The following is a 19,534-nucleotide window of genomic DNA, read 5'->3' as shown; positions in this document are numbered from 1 at the left end:
ATGTTGCTGTACATTAATAACCGGAAGAGGTACATTGTTAAGGCTGTATTCGTAATTAGATGGACGATGATTTGGACTTGCTGTCTTAAAAGAGGCTTTTTTTTCGTCCTGATAGTTAATATGGTGTGATCTATCCCGTCCGGACGCTGAAAATCCGAAAAAAAGGAAAAAAAATAAGGCAGTAAATTGATAAAGCCTGTTGATCATGTTTAAAAGTAGTAAAAAATTAAAATAAATACATTTTTTTTATAAATATTTTAACTTTTTGTTTGTTTATGTGATAAATATGTAGTTAAAATAATTTTAAATTGTTACTTTAGTTTAAAAATTACAAAATAAAAATCAATAAATGAATATATATTGTGATTTTACTCTTAATGGTCGAAAAGTTTCTCAATAAATTCATTTATAAAGCCTGACGTAAAGGATTTCTCCTCGTTCCTCGTCGAAATGACATTATTTTTTGGATAAATAATAATGTCTTCAATTGCTAAACCAATTCAGTAGATGGGCTTTTTGCGCAAAATTTAAAGCTCTCCGCATTTGGCGGCTTATACTATCGATGAAATTTATTTTAAAATAATTCTTGTTTTATAAAATATTATATATGTATATTCGTTTTATAAGAAATTTAATTCTGAAAATTATGAGTATTGCCAAATTTGATTTGTACAACGCCGAGTGGCTCGACCTTGTATTTGACCATCGTAACAAAGAGTACGGTGCTTATGATCTGAGAAAGAATTATGGCCGCACCATGAGCAAAGCCATTGGGCTTAGCTTTATTGCTGTTGCTGTTTTGGTAGTGGCAAGTTTTGTATTCAGGGTAAAACCTCAGGAAGTGGTTAAAATGATACCGGTGGATATCACTCCAACTTTGGTGAAACCTCCTGTAGAAGCGAAGCCTAAACCTGCTGAACCTGCGGCAAAACCTGCGGCTCCAGTAAAACCTGCTGCACCCATACAAACAACAGCATTTACAACTCCGCATATTGTTCCAACAGATCCTCCGGTTGATCCTCCTGTGATTAAAGATATTCATGGAGCTATAGGTTCCGAAACAATTAAAGGACCGGCTGGTGGTGATAATGTCACTGCCAAAACTGAAACTGGGACTGGCACCGGCACGGCGCCTGCTGATAATGAAGTACGTAATATTGGGGATGGCGGTCTTGAAGTAATGCCCGAACCAGTAGGTGGCGCGGCGGCCTGGGCTAAATTCTTGCAAAAGAACCTTCGTTTTCCGGGCGTGGCCCAGGAGCAGGGCGTATCAGGCAGGGTGATCATGAGTTTTATTATTGAGAAAGACGGCTCTTTGTCCAATATAAAAGTTGAGCGTGGCGCAGGGTATGGGTTTGATGAAGAAGCCCTGCGCGTGCTCAAGCTGGCCAAAGCCTGGAAGCCTGGTATCCAGAACGGTCAGCCGGTGCGGGTACGGTACAATATCCCTATGAGTTTTCAGCTAAGTGAACAATAGATAAATGCAAGTTCGGCAAGGTGTTAACCCGGGTTCTGCTGGTAGACGGAGCCCGGGGGAACACGCCAAAAAGTGTTTTGTCCACATTAACCTTATAAAATCATATGACCAGACTATCAGGTACAGCTATTGGCGTTTTCTTATTATTGTTTATTGTGCGGGCCAATGCCCAGGATAACAAACAGGGCTTCCAGATTAAGGGCACTATAAAAGGTGTAGACTCGGGTGTAGTGCGTATGCTTGCTATTGGGGGTGGGCTCAATGCGGTAGATAGTGCTACTATTACCAATGGGAAATTTACTTTTCGGGGAAAAACCGGCTCGTCTAATATCAGGGCATTTACGGTTGTTCCAGGGAACTGGATATTTCGGGGTATTGTGGAGGATACGTTGCTGACATTTGAAATAGACACCGCAGGGGCCATGCATCAGCGTAAAGGTAACAAAGATTATCCGATGATATGGCAAATTAAACAAACAGGATCGAAGATGGGGGATGTTTATGCCAGGTATGAGGATGAAACAGGCCCGACTTACTTCATAACTCTTTTTAAGCAACTTAACGCGGCTACCGGCGCATCGGATATTGCAGCTATACGTGCCAAATTGGATTCTGTTCGCCAGGCGATGGGGCCAAAGCAAAAAGCATGGATCGAAAATTATATCCATCAATATCCCACATCAGTGGCTGGGATTTTTATATTTAAGGAGCTTTATGAGCAAGCATTATCCAGAAGCCCATCTGGTTATTTACAGTCGGTTCTTGTTCAATTTTCAGGTGCGGCAAAAGCTTCTGCCTATTATAAGGATCTGGCAGATCTGACAGGAAATTTAAAAAATAACGAAGCTAATACCGTTGCTCCCGATTTTACGCTGGAAAAAAGGGATAAAACAAAATTCACGCTTTCCACAACACGAGGTGGATATACCATGATAGATTTTTGGGCAAGCTGGTGCGTGCCTTGCAGAGCCGCCATCCCTAACTGGAAAAAAGTATATGCCAAATACCATCCAAAAGGATTTAATATGGTAAGTGTATCCATTGACGATTCCTGGAAGAATTGGCTGCCCGCTTTGGATAAAGAAAAAATGCCATGGGTGCAGGTGATAGATGAACGTTCTTCGAAGTATTCAAAAGGAAAAGTGAGCGAGTTATTTCCAAGCCCAACTATCCCTTTTTATGTGCTGTTGGATAAAGAAGGAAAAGTGCTTTTGGCATCGGGTGATGAAGAGGCCATGAATAAAAAACTAGCAGAAGTGTTACCATAAGTTGCCCATGGGTGTATATAGCCATAGGCAATCAAGATAAAGTGGTTGTATAGCGTCTCCGGGGGGACAGAAATCGTTAAATGACCACCGTGGGCAAACGAATATTTTTCGTTTGCCCTTTTTTGTTGTGTAAATTAAGTTCCCTCCCCACGGGAGGGGTGTGGTGCCTGGTGTTGTGGCAGGGAGGGGTTTCTATGATAGACATAACGGATAAACCCCTCCCTGCCCCTCCCGTGGGGAGGGAATCGCACTGGGCCTGCACTTCATTTTTTAAAGTCACTCACCTATATGCCAAAATTCATCAACAGGTCAATTACCCGGGGCATGTCTGTTTCCAGTTCGGGGTGCCAGAGCATGGTGAGTTCGGCCTTTTGGAGGGTATCTTTTAATTCAATGTATTTAATAATGCCCGGATAGTTGCGCAGGCTCGACATAGGTTCGACAGTAATGCCCAGTCCAGCCTCAACCAGGCGGATGCCAGTACTGGCAAAAGGCGTTTTGTGAACAATGTTGGGTAAAAAACCGGCTTCAATAAAAATAGATTCTACAGTGCCCACATACAATGATCCCTCAGAGCGTGGCGGCAAAATAAAACGGTCATTGGCAAATACAGATAAATCCTCGAAATTTTCCGGGCTCACCGGGTGATCGAGCGGCAGCACCACCGCGAAATTATCCCGCAGTAATACCTTGCTTTTTAAATCATCACTAATAACCGGGTTGGTAGAAAAGCCGATATCAATTTCTTTATTTTTCAGGTCGATAGCTTGTTGCTTATTGTTTATCTCCAGCAATACGGTATGAATATCGGGCAAAATTTCATTGATATGCCTGATCATTCCCGGTAAAAAACTTTGCATAACAGAATAAGTATAACCTATTCTGATCTCGCCGGCTTCGCCTTGATGCAGTTGGGCAGTACGTTTGGCTGCATGGTCAAACTGATTTACCAGTCGCTCCATTTCGGTTTTAAAATATTTACCGGCGGGCGTAAGCTCCACATTGCGCCTGTCGCGCTTAAATAATTGCGCATTTAATGATTCTTCCAACTGTTTAATCTGCCGGCTCAGCGCAGGTTGAGCAATAAATGCTTTATCAGATGATTTGGTGAAATGCAATGTTTCGGCCAGTACCAGGAAATTCTTGAGCACATTAATATCCATACTTATGCAAATTTGTTATCAATTAATGAAATATAAGTATTTTTTATTATTAGTAGCAAACACTTCCTTTGCTTTAGTAATAAACCACCACCACCATGGAAGATCTGATCAACAAAGCATTTAAGCCCGAAACTTTCCGGAGCGAGGCACACCAATTAGTGGAGCTATTAGCTACTGAGCTCGAAAAAGCGCATACCGCCCCTCAAAAAAAAGCTACCATCAACTGGGAAAGCCCGGCAGAGCAGCTGGCTTACTGGCAAAACGATTTTAATTCGCCTTTAATTAATAACCCTCAGGGGCTTTTCCGTTCGGTAATATCGCGGTCGGTTAATTTGCATAGTCGCGGTTATATCGGGCACCAAACAGCAACAACCTTGCCTGTAACGGCTTTAACATCGGCATTGATTTCCTTTTTTAATAACGGCATGGCTGTTTATGAAATGGGTATGGCCGGTAATGCGATGGAAAAAGTAGTCACTGCGCATATGGCTGCCAGATTTGGTTTTGGCGAGGATGCATCGGGCATTGTTACTTCAGGCGGTACCTTGGGTAACTTGACGGCCTTGTTGGCTGCTCGCGCCGCTATGCCTAATGTATTAGGTAAGCCCGAGTACGGGCAGTTAGCCATTATGGTATCCGAAGAAGCACATTACAGTATTGAACGCGCCGTAAGAATTATGGGCTTACCTCCCGAAAATATCATCAAAATACCGGTTAACAACCGTTTCCAGATGCGTGCGGATACGCTGGAGCATTATTATCAAGAGGCCGCGGCAAAAGGCAAAAAGGTATTCTGTATTGTTGGCTGCGCCTGTTCCACTTCTATTGGAGCTTACGACGATCTGGATGCTATTGGTTCATTTGCACAAAAACATAATATTTGGTTTCATGTAGATGGTGCGCATGGCACCCCGGTTGTTTTTTCACCGGTTTATAGCCATCTGCTCAAAGGGATCGAAAAGGCTGATTCTGTAATGGTTGATTTTCATAAAATGATGATGGCGCCCTCCTTATCAACGGCCGTGTTATTTAAATCGGCCAGGCAGGCTGGTAAAACCTTCCTACAAAAGGCCGAATATCTGTGGCAGGATCAGCAGGCCGATGAATGGTATAACTCGGGCAAGCAAACCTTTGAATGCACCAAGCCTATGACCATTTTACATACCTATACCATTATGCGGCTTTATGGCGATCAATTGTACCAACAGCATATTGAAAAATTGTATGGCATGGCTGCAGAATTTGCCCGTATGGTACAGCAGCACGAAAATTTTGAGCTGGCCTGCGAACCTCAAAGTAATATTGTTTGTTTCCGACTGAAAGCAGGTGCCGAATCTAACGAACTGAACCGTGATGTGCTGCAGCGTTTGATAGAAGATGGTCGCTTTTATATAGTAGGTACCACCATTAAACAGGAGTTTTACCTGCGGATAACGCTCATGAACCCGCTTACTCAAACGGACGACCTGGAACAATTGCTCAGTGTAATTGAAGATCTGGCGATGAGTGACGCAGTGATGGGATAATTTTAGAATCAAAAATGGCTGTCATGCTGAGCCCGTCGAAGCATGGTGGGCAGGGGCCTCTACGCACGAGTCTTCGACAGGCTCAGACTGACAGCCCCAGGCAGCCGCTCAGCTTCGGCAGAGAAAGGTTGGGGGATCAAAAAAAGCGGGAGCTTGTGCGATTCCCCTCTTGAGAGGGGTGTATGGGGTGTGTTTTGCTGCTTCATGAACACACCCCCGCTGCCACACCATCCCATGCGCCCCCTCTCAAGAGGGGATCTGGGAATGACCTTTTATCATCATTTCGTCCCCTCAGGGTCTCCTGAAAGGGACCCTGAGGGCTCTCTTTTTACCCGCATCTTTTATCATCGTTGTGTTACAATTAGTCCAAAAACTAAAAAGATAGCCGCACAGTCCGTAGCTTAGTAGGATAATCTTTAAAGATGATACAAATTCCAAAGGATCTGCTTGAACATCACGTGCATATGAGGATGCGCTTTTGTGATATGTATGGTATTGTTATTGATAAAAAGCAGCCTTTCAGCTGTGATGATACCTTACAAACGATGCATTGCCTCGAGGTGGTTTTAACCGGATCTATTGATGTTTGGTATGGCGGGCATGTACAGCATCTTGGTGCAGGCGATATCCAATTCAGGAGGAGAGGGAATTATCAGATATTTCCATCTGACGATTATACCAGCATGCTCATTTTTATGGAAAATGAGTTTGTGGATTACTTTATAGAAAGTCATGTGCCGGAATTCAGGCAGGAAAAACTGACTGATGACCTGCCGCCCTTCGTTTTTAAAACATCCGAATTTATAAAAGCCAACATTGCGCAGGCTATTCAGCATATTGCACATCCGCAGGATTATTCACGCTGTATTGTGAAATTTGTTACGCACCAGGTATTGCTTCAAATTTTGTCGAACGATAGCTCCAAAACCTTTGTTTCGTTTTTAAAACACCTGGTGAGCGAAAATAAAATTGACCTGGCCTATTTTATGGAACAAAACTTTAACCGGCAGCTTTCCTTACCCGATATGGCTAAACTGACCGGGCGAAGTGTAAGCGCCTTTAAAAAGGAATTTACCGAACGTTTTAATACCACACCGGTAAAATGGCAGATCAACCGGCGGCTGGAATATGCGGCATATCAGCTCAAAAACTCCAATCATCCGGTATCCGCGATAGCTTATAGCAGCGGGTTCGAGAATATTTCGCATTTTTCAAAAGTGTATAAGCAAAAGTTTGGCGCTCCGCCCAGTTGCGCGCGTAACCAACAGATATTATCATAACAAACAAATAAAGCCTCACAGCAAAATTCGGGTGCCGGCAAAGCTGCAATTTTGAGGTATGAAAACATTAACAAATACCAACCCGGCGCTGATACTGATTGATATACAGCAGGGTTTTGACAATATCCCTTACTGGGGCGGCGAACGCAATAACCCCGATGCCGAAGCAAATGCCCGTAAACTGCTCGATTACTGGCGGGCAAATAAGCTGCCGCTCTTTCACATTCAGCATTGCTCCGCCAACCCTAATTCTATGCTGGCCGAAGGTAATCCCGGCAATGCGCACAAAGAAATTGTAAAACCTTTGCCCGGCGAGCCGGTGATCAAAAAATCGGTGAACAGTTCGTTTATCGATACTGATCTGCAACAACGGCTGGATGCTGCCGGCATTGATACCGTAGTTATCGTGGGCCTCACCACCGAACATTGTGTATCAACCACAGCAAGAATGGCCGGCAATTTGGGCTACAACACTTTTGTGGTAGCCAATGCAACAGCGGCATTCGCCAAAACAGGCATCAATGGTGAATATTATGATGCCGAAACCATTCATTTAACAGCCCTGGCGCAAATAAACGAGGAGTTTGCTACCGTATTAAATACCGCCGAGGTAATCAACGCTTTAAAAAAAAGCGACGACTTTCTTTAGCAAGTTTGTCCGAAAAGTTTTAGCTCCTTATTTACCGGTTTCGCAGGTGCTTTCGGTAATGAAGTGAGGGGAGAGAGTCAAGAGATTAGAGTCAGGAATCAAGATAAAAGAATAAAAAACGTGTCATTTCGAACGAGGTACGAGGAGAAATGACACGTTTTTTTTTAACCTATGTCCGGTATTATCGCCTCAACTATCAGCTCGCCAGCTGATCTTTACCGCCGATAACTTATCTGATTCAATTCGCTGGCCATTAAGTACCGTAAAGCCATTTTTTATATAAAATGCCAGTGGCGATGTGTAGCGGTTTCCGTTAGCCTTCAATTCTCCTTCTTTATCTATCACCCAGCCAGCTAAGTGGGTTTCGTGTTTTTTTATTTCTTCCAATATCCTGGTCCCTTGTTTTTTCCCTTGAACAGCACTACTTAAAATGATGGCAAACCATCGTTCCCCATCCCGTAAAAAAGTTGCTGACCATCCTAAAAGAACACCATCCTGATCACTTAACAGGAAATAGGCTTTTTGCTCCAGATTGTCCAGGTAATTGTTGAAATCATTGATACTATGATATTGCAATTTCGCGGGATATTCCTCATTCCATAATTGATAAGCCGCTTGAAGCTGCGGTGGAGTAAGAAAATTTTGTACAGATATTTCCATGTATCGATTTTTCGATCACAATTTCTGTATTTTTTAGATAGCTTTTTAATTTATTGGTCTATGGCCGATATTATGGCGGCACCATTGTTAATGTAAAAAATAGACTGTCATGCTGAGCTCCGTCGAAGCATGGTGGGCAGGCCTCTACGCGCGAGTCTTCGACGGAGCTCAGACTGACAGCCCTTTTTGTCTCTTTTAGCTTATACTGCGTTCACCAGCGGGATAACTTTTTTACCAATCAGTTCAATGGAGCTCATTAATTGGGTATGCGTTAAACCGGCATTATCCATTTGGAAAGTAAAACGATCCACGCCGCCCAGCGCTTCGCTATGACGTAATAGCTTTTCGGCTACCTGTTCTGGTCCGCCCACTACCAGTACACCTTTTGGGGCTACAAGGCTGTCAAACTGCGCTTTGGTTACCGGCGGCCAACCGCGTTCCCGGCCTAGTTTTGTCCAAAGTTCGGCATAACCGGGGTAATAATCGGCAATGGCCTGTTCATTGGTTGCTGCCACATAGCCAGGCGAGTGCAGCCCAACTTTTAATTGATCGGGTGTAAAGCCTGCTCTTTTGCCGGCTTCGCGATACAGATCTATCAGTGGACGGAACCGGTGTGTTTCGCCGCCTATCACGGCTACCATCAAGGGTAATCCCAATGTTCCGGCACGGGCAAATGATTCCGGTGTGCCGCCAACGCCCAGCCAAATGGGCAGTTTTTCCTGTAAAGCTCTTGGATATACGGGCCGGTTATTTAAAGGCGCACGGAATTTGCCAGACCAGGTAATAAACTCATTATCGCGCACTTTGAGCAATAAGTCCAGCTTTTCTTTGAATAACGCGTCGTAATCGTCCAGGTTAAAACCAAACAGGGGATAGGCTTCAACAGATGATCCGCGGCCAACAACCATTTCGGCGCGACCCTTGGATATGAGGTCTAATGTAGCAAAACTCTGGTATACCCGTACCGGATCGGCAGCACTCAGTACTGTTACCGCGCTGGTTAATTTAATGTTTTTGGTTCGCGCGGCAGCAGCAGCCAGGATCACCGCTGTTGCCGAATCCAGGAACTCCTTTTTATGATGCTCGCCGATACCGAACACATCCAGGCCAACCTCATCGGCAAATGCGATGCGGTCAAGCAATTGTTCCATGGCATCAACGCTGCTCAATTCCTTACTGCCATACATCGCCGAAGCGAAGCTATCTATTCCTATTTCCATTTTGCAATTCCTAATAAATGTTTAAACATCTAATTCAAAGATCGGACCAAATGTTCTTCTAAACAAATATACATGGTTATAGAATTGTCATTTAGCGGGAGGGGGATACAAGAGTGAAGAATCAAGAGGAAACTGTTAGAAAAGAGCCGAGCGACTACACAGGTTGAATCAAATTAAGCGATAATCAAAGCAGTAGTAAATAAAACAAAACTGATTAACGCCATAACGGTTCGCAGTACATTATAATATTGCCAGCGGCTGCGCAGTTGTTCCCAATTGGCTGGTTTTTTTTCATTTGTCCAGGTTACTACCTGGTTATTTATGGGTACTTCGATAGCTGTAGTGATCACGAGCGAACAGATGATCAGTAAAAGGGAGCCAATCATTGCCCAAAGTCCCCAGCTGCTTTTGTTTGGATAAAAAGCAATAGCCAGACCCATTAGGGCGAGACAAAGCAGCGAAATATTGCGCATCGGTACTTCGAGATTGGCTATGATAGTGCGCGCCATTTTTGCCAGTTCAGCTGGGGTAAATACCTGGTAAGAACGGCTCAGGGCAAAATAAAGGCCCCAGAAAACACCGCAAACCAACATCAGGACAAATAAAGCCGTAACAAAAAGTAAATGAGTGATAACCATAACCTGATGACGATTGAGCGGCTAAAATATTTTAGATCTGTAATTTTTTAGCGTATGGTTGGCGTTATCACCATAAGTAAGATGCTGTATTACACCGTATCTAATAACTTTTCCTGGCCCCAGACTGCCATATCAGATAATATCGGCTTAAGGCTTTGGCCCAACTCTGTTAGTGAATATTCTACACGTGGTGGGATTTCTTTGTATTGCTTCCGGCTAATTAGTCCGTCACTTTCCAGCTCTTTCAGTTGTTCGGTTAGCACTTTTCTTGAAATAGAAGGCATTCGTGCTGCTATTTCACCAAAGCGCCGGGTATGATCTAAAAGTAAATAGATGATTATTGTTTTCCATCTTCCCCCAATTAAAGCGATGGTTGCCGTAAATGGGCAGGGGTTATTTTCTGCTTTATTATCCATTAGTCACGTATAGGTTACCACTATTTTTATAGTTACCAAAAGGTAACAAGTTACTTTTTGAAATCATTATTAGTTACTTTGTGTAACAAACAAAAATAAGTATTAATTCTAAGTATACAAATGATGATTTTAGTTACAGGTGCAACAGGACATTTAGGAAATGCGACAATCGAATCGCTCTTAAACAAAGGTATTCCGGCTCATGAAATTGCCGCTTTAGTTAGAGATGAAAACAAGGCAACTCATTTAAAAGATAAAGGCGTGCAAATAAAGATCGGTCAGTATAATGATTACGACTCGCTTAAAAACGCTTTTCGGGGTGTAGACAAGCTATTGCTTATTTCTTCCAACGAAATGGTGGATCGACTTGTTCAGCATAAAAACGTTATCAATGCCGCTAAAGCGAATGGCGTTAAGCATATAGTTTATACGGGCATAGATATTAAAAGCTTTGAAGAAACCGCTATTCCGTACGTTAGTCATATTCATCGCGACACGGCCGATTATCTTCAGGAAGTTGGTATTCCTTACACGCTATTAAACGATACGCTTTATGCTGATGTGATCCCTTTGTTTTTAGGCGACAAGGTTTCCGAAAGCGGTATTTTTTTCCCTGCCGGGGATGGTAAAACGCCTTTTGTTGCCCGGACAGAGATGGCAGAGGCTGCGGCAGTTGTACTAACAACTCCGGGACACGAAAACAAAGCATATGCCATGGCTGCCGATACAACCTATTCATTTGAAGATATTGCACAGATACTTTCAGACGTTACAGGTAAAAGTATCAAATATCATAAGCCCGATACAGAAACTTATATTAATGAATTGGTAAAGGCGGGAGTTCCCCGGGAAAATGCTTCTTTCCTTGCAGGATTCGGAACAGCAATAGCCAACGGAGAGTTTGATACCCATCGAAGCGATCTGGAAAAGTTATTAGGAAGAAAAGCATCAGGATTAAAAGAGTTCCTGGCTGCCACTTATGGAGTTTAAGGTTTGCCTATCCTTGATTTTTTGTCCTCTCAGGGTCTCCAGAGAGGACAAAAATTAGCGTATACGCTCTCTAAACCTTAGCTCGGGCTGATTACGCTTGAAGCATTTACATTTGCACCGGGCTAAAATATCTGTTATTTATTGCCGAGTTCTTCCGCCAGGCCGATCAAAAGTCCTTCGGCTCCACGAATGTAGCAGAGTTTATAGGAGTTCTCGTACTGAACCACTTCGCCAACGAGTTGAGCACCATGCCTGATGAGTCTGGATACCACCTCGTCAATATCCTCAACAGCAAACATCGCGCGTAGATAACCCAGTGCGTTCACAGGAGCAGTCCGGTGATCTGAGATCGTGGGTGGAGTAAGAAATTTCGAAAGTTCTAGCCGGCTGTGGCCATCCGGAGTAACCATCATGGCAATCTCTACGTGTTGCGGGCCCAGTCCGGTAACGCGACCGGCCCATTCTCCTTCAACCGTGCCCCGCCCTTCGAGTTTTAAGCCTAGCTCCGTGAAAAAAGAGATAGCGTCATCAAGAGATTCTACAACGATGCCAATATTGTCCATCCGCAGTAATTTACTTTTTGCCATAGGTTTATTTATTAAAAAGCATAATTTCTATTGTGTTGATAAAGTATTATGTAAATAACACTGGCCACTGGCTAAATGTTTCTTTACGAGAACGTCTGCGCTTCTGTAACTAAGTAATTTGATGAAAGCGGGCCGGAAGCGCTGCCTATTCAAACTTCCTTCTTCGCTTGAATCTTTTTTACCAATTATTTAATACTTTTTAAAATTTAAAAATCCATCAAAAATTTGTTAAAAAGTGTTAAAATGGATGGTTTTGATTAAGTTTTGAGTTGTTTTTGATCGGTTTTTTATCCCCTTTTGAGCAGAAAAGTGTTAAAATCGAAGGTTTAAAAAGTTTTCATACGTTGAATTTTATAGGTTTCATTTTCAGGTAAAGAAAGTACGCTAACTATTCAGGTACCCGAACCACGCAGCCCGAAACCCGACCCTAGAACGAGTCAAAACCTTTCGCCTTTTACCTTTTCAGCTTTCAGCCTTTTTTCCTACTTTTGCGCATCCTTTCAAATAAAACAATAGTACATTGGAGCACCAGGAATTAACCACCGTTGAAACCGCCAAAGATTTAGGCTTATTACCCGAAGAATTTGAACGTATAAAAGAAATATTGGGCCGCGTACCCAACTTTACCGAGCTTTCTATATTCTCGGTAATGTGGAGCGAGCACTGTTCCTATAAAAATTCCATCACCTGGCTAAAAACACTGCCTAAGGATAGTCCGCGGATGCTGGCTAAGGCCGGTGAAGAAAATGCCGGTCTGGTTGATCTGGGCGATGGCATTGGCTGCGCTTTCAAGATCGAATCGCACAACCACCCATCAGCATTAGAGCCTTACCAGGGCGCTGCAACAGGTGTAGGTGGTATCAACAGGGATATATTTACCATGGGTGCACGTCCTATCGCGCAGTTAAATTCCCTGCGTTTTGGCGACCTGAGCCTGGATAAAACCAAATGGCTGGTAAAAGGCGTGGTAAAAGGTATCAGTCATTACGGTAATGCTTTTGGTATCCCAACCGTAGGCGGCGAGCTGTTTTTTGACGATTGTTATAATGTAAATCCGCTGGTTAACGCCATGTCGGCAGGTATTGTAAAAGCGGGCGAAACCGTTTCGGCAACCTCCTACGGTGTGGGTAACCCGGTATATATAGTAGGTTCAGCAACCGGTAAGGATGGTATCCACGGCGCGGCATTCGCATCTAAAGATATCACCGCCGATTCGGTAAATGATCTTCCTGCCGTTCAGGTAGGCGACCCTTTCCAGGAAAAACTATTGCTGGAAGCTACCTTAGAAGTAATTAAAACCGGTGCTGTAGTAGGTATGCAGGATATGGGCGCTGCCGGTATCATCTGCTCCAACTCCGAAATGAGCGCCAAAGGCGAGCATGGTATGCGTATCCACCTGGATAAAGTACCAACCCGCCAGGATCATATGAAGCCTTACGAAATTTTGCTGTCCGAATCACAGGAGCGTATGCTGATCGTGGTGCATAAAGGCCGCGAAAAAGATGTAGAGGCTGTTTTTGACAAATGGGACCTGAATTGCGCCGTAATAGGCGAGGTAACCGATACCAAACGCCTGGAGTATTTTGTGAACGGCGAATTGGTTGCCGATGTACCTGCAGACGACCTTGTTTTAGGTGGTGGCGCACCGGTTTACCAGCGCGAATACCGTGAGCCTGCTTACTTTGCCGAAAACCAGAAATTCAACATCGATGATGTGAAAGAGCCTGAAAACCTGGTTGAAGTAGCCGAGCACCTGGCTGCACATCCTAACCTGGCTTCCAAACGTTGGGTAACCGACCAGTACGACAGCATGGTAGGTGTACAAACCATGACCGCCAACCTGGCCTGCGATGCAGCCGTTGTAGCGGTTAAGGATACTGATAAAGCCATTGTATTAACAACAGACTGCAACTCACGCTATGTATATGCCGATCCTTATAAAGGTACCGCCATTGCCGTTGCCGAAGCTGCCCGTAATATTACCTGCGCCGGTGGCGAGCCTGTGGCTATCACTAACTGCTTAAACTTTGGTAACCCTTATAACCCTGAAGTTTACTGGCAGTTTGTAAGCGCCATAAAAGGTATGGGTGATGCTTGCCGCAAGTTCGAAACCCCGGTTACCGGTGGTAACGTAAGCTTTTACAACCAGTCGGCAGATGGTGGTTCGGTATTTCCGACGCCAACTATCGGTATGCTGGGTGTAATGGACGATGTAGAGAACATCATGACAGCCGACTTTAAACAACCCGGCGACCTGATCTATCTGATCGGTGAATCAGTGAATGATATCGCCTCGTCGCAATACCTGGCTTCATGGCACAAAATATTAAAAGCACCAGCTCCGCATTTTGATATCGACAAAGAATACGAGGTACAACAAGCTATCAAAGGACTGATCCAACACCGCGTAATCGAATCGGCACATGATGTGGCTGATGGTGGTCTATACATCGCGCTGTTGGAATCGTCTATGCCAAATGGTTTAGGCTTTGACATCGAAACTGATGACGACATTCGTAAGGATGCCTTCCTGTTTGGTGAAGCACAAAGCAGGGTAGTGGTAACCGTAGCCCCCGAAGAGCAGGAACGCTTTGTTGAATTTATGGCTACCAGCGATGTAGAATTCAGCCTGCTGGGTACCGTAAACAATGGCTCCCTTACTGTTGACGAAGTTCCATTTGGTCATGTTACCGACTTGAAAATGGTTCACAGCAACGTATTACACTCCATATTAGGCGAATAATGCTGAAGCTAAACCGGGTACATCATATCGCCATTATTTGTTCCGACTACCCAAAGTCGAAGCATTTTTATAGCGAGATACTGGGTTTTAAAATATTATTGGAGGTTTATCGCGAAGAGCGGCAATCCTATAAACTCGATCTGGAAGTGGGCAACCAGTACCAGATCGAGCTTTTCTCCTTCCCCGGGCCGCCTGCCAGAGCTTCCCGTCCCGAAGCTGCAGGTTTACGTCACCTGGCTTTTGAGGTTGACGATATTGATGAGGCAGTAGGTAGTTTACAGGCTAACGGCGTTATCACAGAGCCTATTCGTATTGATGAATTCACCGGCAAACGCTTTACTTTCTTTGCCGATCCGGATGGTTTACCGCTGGAGCTTTATGAAAAGTAATTATGCTTGTTGGTGAAAGTTGTTGGTGACAACACCAACAACGGGCGACAAGAAGATTTTTATTTTAAACCGCACTTTGTTGGTGTTGTCACCAACAAATATACGCCCGGTAAATGTCAACGTTGATGCGCATTTTAACATTTAATAATAAATTCGCATCGATGTTTCGTTTTAAACAATTCAGTGTCGACCAAACCGGTTGCGCTATGAAGATCAATACCGACGGTGTTTTACTGGGTGCATTAGCTGATGCCGACAAATCGCTATCCATATTAGATATAGGCACTGGCACTGGCGTAATTGCCCTGATGCTGGCACAGCGTTTTGTCGATGCCCGGATAGATGCTGTCGAGATTGATGAAAGTGCAGCTATAACCGCCGAAAGTAATTTTAAGAGCTCGCCCTTTGCTGACAGGCTCACGTTGTTTGCAACCGGCTTTGAAGATTTTTTTGCTGTTCATCCCGATAAAAAATATGACCTCATCGTATCCAACCCGCCATTCTATATCAACTCCCTGCAATCACCGGGAGTAAAGAAGAATTTGGCCAAACATGCCGGAGATGGTTTTTTTGAGCGTTTGATATCTGCTGTGGCTGAACATCTAACGGAGAATGGGATTTGCTGGCTGGTATTGCCTATAGATACTGCGGGGGTGGTTAAAGCTTTGGCCGCGCAACAGCAGCTTCATTTACAAAAAGTAATCAGTATACATTCGTTTGAAAACGATGAGGCACACCGGGAGATACTGGCATTGGGTTTTGACAAAGGCAAATCAGAAGTAGAGCAATTAGTGATTTACGATTCGCCTAAAGTTTACAGCAGGCAATACCAAAAAGTATTGGAGAACTTTTTGACGATATTTTAATCTCTATTTTAGTTCTTATTTGTCATCCTGAGGGACAAAGGATGTATTCGTGAGCTTTGCCTGTCGACTAATAGATGCTTCACTATGTTCAGCATGACAAATTTTATCTTTGTGCGTTTTCGTGCACCTTGTGTTGCTGATGTAGGAAATAATTGACTTATGACATTCGACCAAAAATAGCCCCAAAAGTGGGTTAACACAAAATAAGGTCTATTTGTATTTAAAGTATTGATTGTCAATAAATTAAATCAATATTAACTCTAAAAAGTGTAAACCCATGTAAACCCACTTTTAGGCTTTTCTCGGGAATTTTTGCGCGCAATGACGGATTTATTAACTCCCTGATTCTTGACTCTTACCTCTTGTATCTATATTTGCGCTCATGACCCGCATAGGCCTGATATCCGATACCCACAGCTACCTCGACGAGGCTGTTTTTAAGCATTTTGAAAATTGCGATGAAATATGGCATGCCGGCGATTTTGGCACGCTGGAACTGGTCGATAAACTGGCAGCTTTTAAGCCATTAAAAGGTGTATACGGCAATATCGACGGTAAGGATGTGCGATTGGTGTATCCGGAAAATCTGCGCTTCAATTGCGAAGGTGTTGATGTATGGATGACCCACATTGGCGGTTACCCAGGCAAATATAGTCCAGCGGTAAAAAAGGAGATTTACCTGAATCCACCCAAGCTGTTTATCTCGGGCCATTCGCATATACTAAAAGTAATGCCCGATAAAACGATAGGCTGTCTGCATTTGAATCCGGGCGCAGCGGGGCAGCAAGGCTGGCACAAGGTACGCACCCTCATGCGTTTTAACATTGATGGGGATAAAATACAGGATCTGCAGGTAATTGAGCTGGCGGGAAGGTGGTAGGTTGGTTGGGTATCAAGTAGCTAGTATCAAGTATCAAGATGCTATGCCTCTTCGATATAAAAAGAAAAAAGTCGTGATACTTGATACTAGCTACTTGATACTAATTATTTCCCATTCTCTACCTCAAAAACCGAATCTATCAACAGCGGTTTCTGTTTCCCGGCTGCTACGGCCAGTTCATCGCAGCGTTCGTTTTCGGGGTGACCGTTATGGCCGCGTACCCAGGTAAATTTGATTTGGTGGTGTTTGCTGATGTCGAGATAGCGGAGCCAAAGGTCTTTATTTTTTTTGCCCGCGAAACCTTTTTGCACCCAGCCGTTTACCCAGCGTTTTTCGATGGAATCGATCACGTATTTAGAGTCGGAGAAGATCATCACCTGTTGATTAGGGGTTTTCAGCGCCTCTAATCCTTTTATTACAGCCAGTAGTTCCATGCGGTTGTTGGTGGTTTTGCGAAAACCTTCGGAAAGCTCTTTATAGTGCTTGCCCGAACGCAAAATTACCCCATAACCACCCGGACCCGGATTTCCGCTTGATGCACCGTCTGTGTAAATTTCTATCATAAGCCCCCTAACCCCCTAAAGGGGGAACAAAAGTAGCATAAGTTACATTAATTGCCGATAAGATTTTCAAAAATTCCCCCTTCAGGGGGCTAGGGGGCTCGACTTAGTTTACCTTTTTAATTTTCAACCTCAGTGAATTGCCAATAACTATCACATCAGAAAAAGCCATCGTAAACGCACCTACCATTGGGTTTAAAAAGCCCAGAGCGGCAACGGGGATAGCGATTATATTGTAAGCAAATGCCCAGAACAGGTTTTGTTTAATGGTAAGCAGCGTATGCTTGCTGATCTGTAAAAACTTAATCACCGAATGGAGATCAGTATTCAGCAATACTACACTGGCCGATTGTATGGCTACCTGGCTGGCATCGTTCATGGATACGCCCACATCGGCCTTGGTTAAGGCAGGAGCATCGTTGATGCCATCACCTATCATAATGGTTTTGCCTTTTTGTTTGTACATCTCGATTACTTTCAACTTTTCGTCGGGTAGTTTTTCGGCATGTACCTCTTTGATACCTATGGCGGCGGCTACTTTTGTACAACGGTCTTTTTTGTCGCCACTAAGGAGTATGGGTTTGATACCCATCTTTTTGAGCTGGGCTATCAGTGTGGCAGTTTCGGGCTTTATTTCATCGTCGAGCGCTATCTGGGCCAGTAACTGCTGGTTTTTATACAGGGAGAGGTTGAAATGATCGTCCTTATTCAGTTTAGCTGTACCCAGGAAGTAATTGCTGCCTTCTACGTCTTCGGCACGCATGCCCAGGCCTTTTTCTTCTTTGGCTACTTTGAGTATCACCTTTTGTTTGGGCAGGCTTTTTAACCCATTAACCAATGAACGTGCTATCGGGTGATTTGATCGTTCTTCAATGGCGATAATGATGCCGCGGATCAACTCAATATCGACGCCAGGTTCGGCTTTGATCTCATTGATGCTGAATTTTCCCGTTGTTAAGGTGCCTGTTTTATCAAATACCACATATTTGGTATGAGCCACGGCTTCAATAGTATCGCCGCCTTTGATCAGGATACCATTTTTGGCCGCACGTCCAAGACCAACCATTACTGCAGTAGGAGTAGCCAGACCCATCGCGCAAGGACATGATATCACCAATACCGCTATCGCGTTCAGCAAGGAATGCTGCAGACCGGCGTGGCCAACATAAAGAGTCAATACAAAAGTGAGCAGGGAGATACCCAGTACAGCCGGCACAAATATGGAAGCAACCTTATCACCCAGTTTTTGGATAGGTGGCTTGGCGGCCTGGGCTTTCTTCATCAGTTCAATGATCTGCGACAAGATAGTATTGGAACCAACCTTGGTAGCCAGCATGTGAAAATTGCCGTTAACTAATATAGTACCGCCTATTACCCTGTCATATTTTTTCTTTTCAACAGGTAAACTTTCGCCAGTGAGCATGGCCTCGTCAACAGAAGCGTTGCCAGACAGGATTTCGCCATCAACGGGTATTTTATCGCCCTGGTTCACCAGTAAAGTATCCCCCGGACGTACTTCTTTAGCGCTGATCACTTCTACGCCGCCATTAACAACACGGTTGGCGTCTACCTGTTGAAATCTGATCAGATCTTTTACTGCCGATGTGGTTTGAGTTACGGAGCGTTTCTCGAACACATTGCCTAATAATACCAGGGTAATAATGGTAGCACAAGTTTCATAAAACTGATATTGAGGACCCAGGTGTTGCAGTGTACCTGTAAGACTATATATAAATGCCGATGTTGAACCAATAAATATAAGTACATCCATATTGGGTACGCCGCCTCTAACCGAACTCCAGGCACTTTTACCAAAATGCAGGCAGCCTACAATAAATACCGGTAAACATAATAGTAATTGTACTATTGGCTGTTGTAATACGTGCCAGGGCAGCCACATGCTGAGCAAAAGGGGCAGGGTAAACAGCGCGCAGAAGATAAATTTGTTCTCTACTTTATCATAAAATGAAGGGTGATGTTGTGAAATATCGTCAATCACTCTAAAACCTAAGTTTTCTATTCCTTTTTTTATCTCAGGTAATTTGGAGCTATCGCTGGTAGAAAATTTTACCTCTTCGCTGGCAAAATCAACCAGGATATTATGTAAACCCTTTTTTTCGAGTAGTTTATGCACAGATAAGGCGCAATTATTACAGTGCATCCCTGTCACATTCAGTTCAATTAATTGCTCAGCCATAAATACAAATCTAATAATTAATTAA

General features: G+C 43.8%; 18 protein-coding genes. 10 read left to right on the top strand and 8 right to left on the bottom strand.

Annotated elements, in window-relative coordinates; genetic code table 11:
* The first annotated feature begins 646 nt into the window (after window positions 1-646).
* Together G7092_RS11260 and G7092_RS11255 are read left to right on the top strand one after the other, a co-directional pair.
* Complete coding sequence (locus G7092_RS11260; protein WP_166089237.1) at window positions 647-1,477, top strand: energy transducer TonB; 831 nt, start codon at window positions 647-649, stop codon at window positions 1,475-1,477.
* Window positions 1,478-1,581: 104 nt separating this feature from the next.
* Complete coding sequence (locus tag G7092_RS11255) at window positions 1,582-2,745, top strand: TlpA disulfide reductase family protein (protein WP_166089235.1); 1,164 nt, start codon at window positions 1,582-1,584, stop codon at window positions 2,743-2,745.
* A gap of 284 nt (window positions 2,746-3,029) precedes the next feature.
* Here the strand turns inward: G7092_RS11255 and G7092_RS11250 are convergent, their stop codons facing one another.
* Window positions 3,030-3,908, bottom strand: a complete 879-nt coding sequence (locus G7092_RS11250; protein WP_166089233.1) for a LysR substrate-binding domain-containing protein — start codon at window positions 3,906-3,908, stop codon at window positions 3,030-3,032.
* Between the two features lie 95 nt (window positions 3,909-4,003).
* Between G7092_RS11250 and G7092_RS11245 the strand changes: the two genes are divergently transcribed.
* From G7092_RS11245 to G7092_RS11235, 3 genes are all read left to right on the top strand, one after another.
* Window positions 4,004-5,434: a pyridoxal phosphate-dependent decarboxylase family protein gene (locus tag G7092_RS11245; RefSeq protein WP_166089231.1), complete on the top strand. Its 1,431-nt coding sequence runs from the start codon at window positions 4,004-4,006 to the stop codon at window positions 5,432-5,434.
* 422 nt (window positions 5,435-5,856) lie between these two features.
* Window positions 5,857-6,714 (top strand): helix-turn-helix transcriptional regulator, encoded by an 858-nt coding sequence (locus tag G7092_RS11240; protein ID WP_166089229.1) that lies wholly within the window; start codon window positions 5,857-5,859, stop codon window positions 6,712-6,714.
* A 58-nt stretch (window positions 6,715-6,772) separates the two neighbouring features.
* On the top strand, window positions 6,773-7,363 hold the full coding sequence (locus tag G7092_RS11235; RefSeq protein ID WP_166089227.1) for a cysteine hydrolase family protein: 591 nt from the start codon (window positions 6,773-6,775) through the stop codon (window positions 7,361-7,363).
* 189 nt (window positions 7,364-7,552) lie between these two features.
* Here the strand turns inward: G7092_RS11235 and G7092_RS11230 are convergent, their stop codons facing one another.
* The 4 genes from G7092_RS11230 to G7092_RS11215 form a co-directional block, all read right to left on the bottom strand.
* Window positions 7,553-8,023, bottom strand: coding sequence for a hypothetical protein (locus tag G7092_RS11230; protein ID WP_166089224.1), 471 nt, complete (start codon window positions 8,021-8,023; stop codon window positions 7,553-7,555).
* Window positions 8,024-8,223: 200 nt separating this feature from the next.
* Window positions 8,224-9,243 (bottom strand): LLM class flavin-dependent oxidoreductase, encoded by a 1,020-nt coding sequence (locus G7092_RS11225; protein ID WP_166089222.1) that lies wholly within the window; start codon window positions 9,241-9,243, stop codon window positions 8,224-8,226.
* A 173-nt stretch (window positions 9,244-9,416) separates the two neighbouring features.
* Window positions 9,417-9,881 (bottom strand): anthrone oxygenase family protein, encoded by a 465-nt coding sequence (locus G7092_RS11220; RefSeq protein ID WP_166089219.1) that lies wholly within the window; start codon window positions 9,879-9,881, stop codon window positions 9,417-9,419.
* Window positions 9,882-9,970: 89 nt separating this feature from the next.
* Complete coding sequence (locus G7092_RS11215) at window positions 9,971-10,297, bottom strand: winged helix-turn-helix transcriptional regulator (RefSeq protein WP_166089217.1); 327 nt, start codon at window positions 10,295-10,297, stop codon at window positions 9,971-9,973.
* Between the two features lie 120 nt (window positions 10,298-10,417).
* Between G7092_RS11215 and G7092_RS11210 the strand changes: the two genes are divergently transcribed.
* On the top strand, window positions 10,418-11,287 hold the full coding sequence (locus G7092_RS11210; protein ID WP_235953813.1) for an SDR family oxidoreductase: 870 nt from the start codon (window positions 10,418-10,420) through the stop codon (window positions 11,285-11,287).
* Window positions 11,288-11,421: 134 nt separating this feature from the next.
* Here G7092_RS11210 and G7092_RS11205 read toward each other — a convergent pair whose 3' ends face one another.
* A complete protein-coding gene (locus tag G7092_RS11205) occupies window positions 11,422-11,874 on the bottom strand; it encodes a VOC family protein (protein ID WP_166089215.1) in 453 nt (150 codons plus the stop codon).
* Between the two features lie 520 nt (window positions 11,875-12,394).
* On the opposite strand from G7092_RS11205, the gene purL reads away from it, so the two are divergent.
* The 4 genes from purL (at window position 12,395) to G7092_RS11185 (ending at window position 16,752) form a co-directional block, all read left to right on the top strand.
* Entirely contained in the window at window positions 12,395-14,617 is a 2,223-nt protein-coding gene (gene purL / locus G7092_RS11200; RefSeq protein WP_166089211.1) for a phosphoribosylformylglycinamidine synthase subunit PurL, read from the top strand.
* Window positions 14,617-15,006 (top strand): SMU1112c/YaeR family gloxylase I-like metalloprotein, encoded by a 390-nt coding sequence (gloA2, locus tag G7092_RS11195; RefSeq protein WP_166089209.1) that lies wholly within the window; start codon window positions 14,617-14,619, stop codon window positions 15,004-15,006. Before purL ends, gloA2 begins: the two co-directional genes overlap by 1 nt.
* 161 nt (window positions 15,007-15,167) lie before the next feature.
* Entirely contained in the window at window positions 15,168-15,872 is a 705-nt protein-coding gene (locus tag G7092_RS11190) for a tRNA1(Val) (adenine(37)-N6)-methyltransferase (RefSeq protein ID WP_166089206.1), read from the top strand.
* 382 nt (window positions 15,873-16,254) lie between these two features.
* Window positions 16,255-16,752, top strand: coding sequence for a metallophosphoesterase family protein (locus G7092_RS11185; protein ID WP_166089204.1), 498 nt, complete (start codon window positions 16,255-16,257; stop codon window positions 16,750-16,752).
* A gap of 104 nt (window positions 16,753-16,856) precedes the next feature.
* On the opposite strand, the gene rnhA is transcribed toward G7092_RS11185, so the two are convergent.
* A complete protein-coding gene (gene rnhA, locus G7092_RS11180) occupies window positions 16,857-17,315 on the bottom strand; it encodes a ribonuclease HI (RefSeq protein WP_166089202.1) in 459 nt (152 codons plus the stop codon).
* Window positions 17,316-17,418: 103 nt separating this feature from the next.
* Window positions 17,419-19,509, bottom strand: coding sequence for a heavy metal translocating P-type ATPase (locus G7092_RS11175; RefSeq protein ID WP_166089200.1), 2,091 nt, complete (start codon window positions 19,507-19,509; stop codon window positions 17,419-17,421).
* Between the last annotated feature and the right edge of the window lie 25 nt (window positions 19,510-19,534).

The organism is Mucilaginibacter inviolabilis (genome assembly GCF_011089895.1).
Lineage (GTDB): Bacteria > Bacteroidota > Bacteroidia > Sphingobacteriales > Sphingobacteriaceae > Mucilaginibacter > Mucilaginibacter inviolabilis.
The sequence above is the reverse complement of the archived record's forward strand: the minus strand, read 5'-3'. Positions and strand labels throughout refer to the sequence as shown.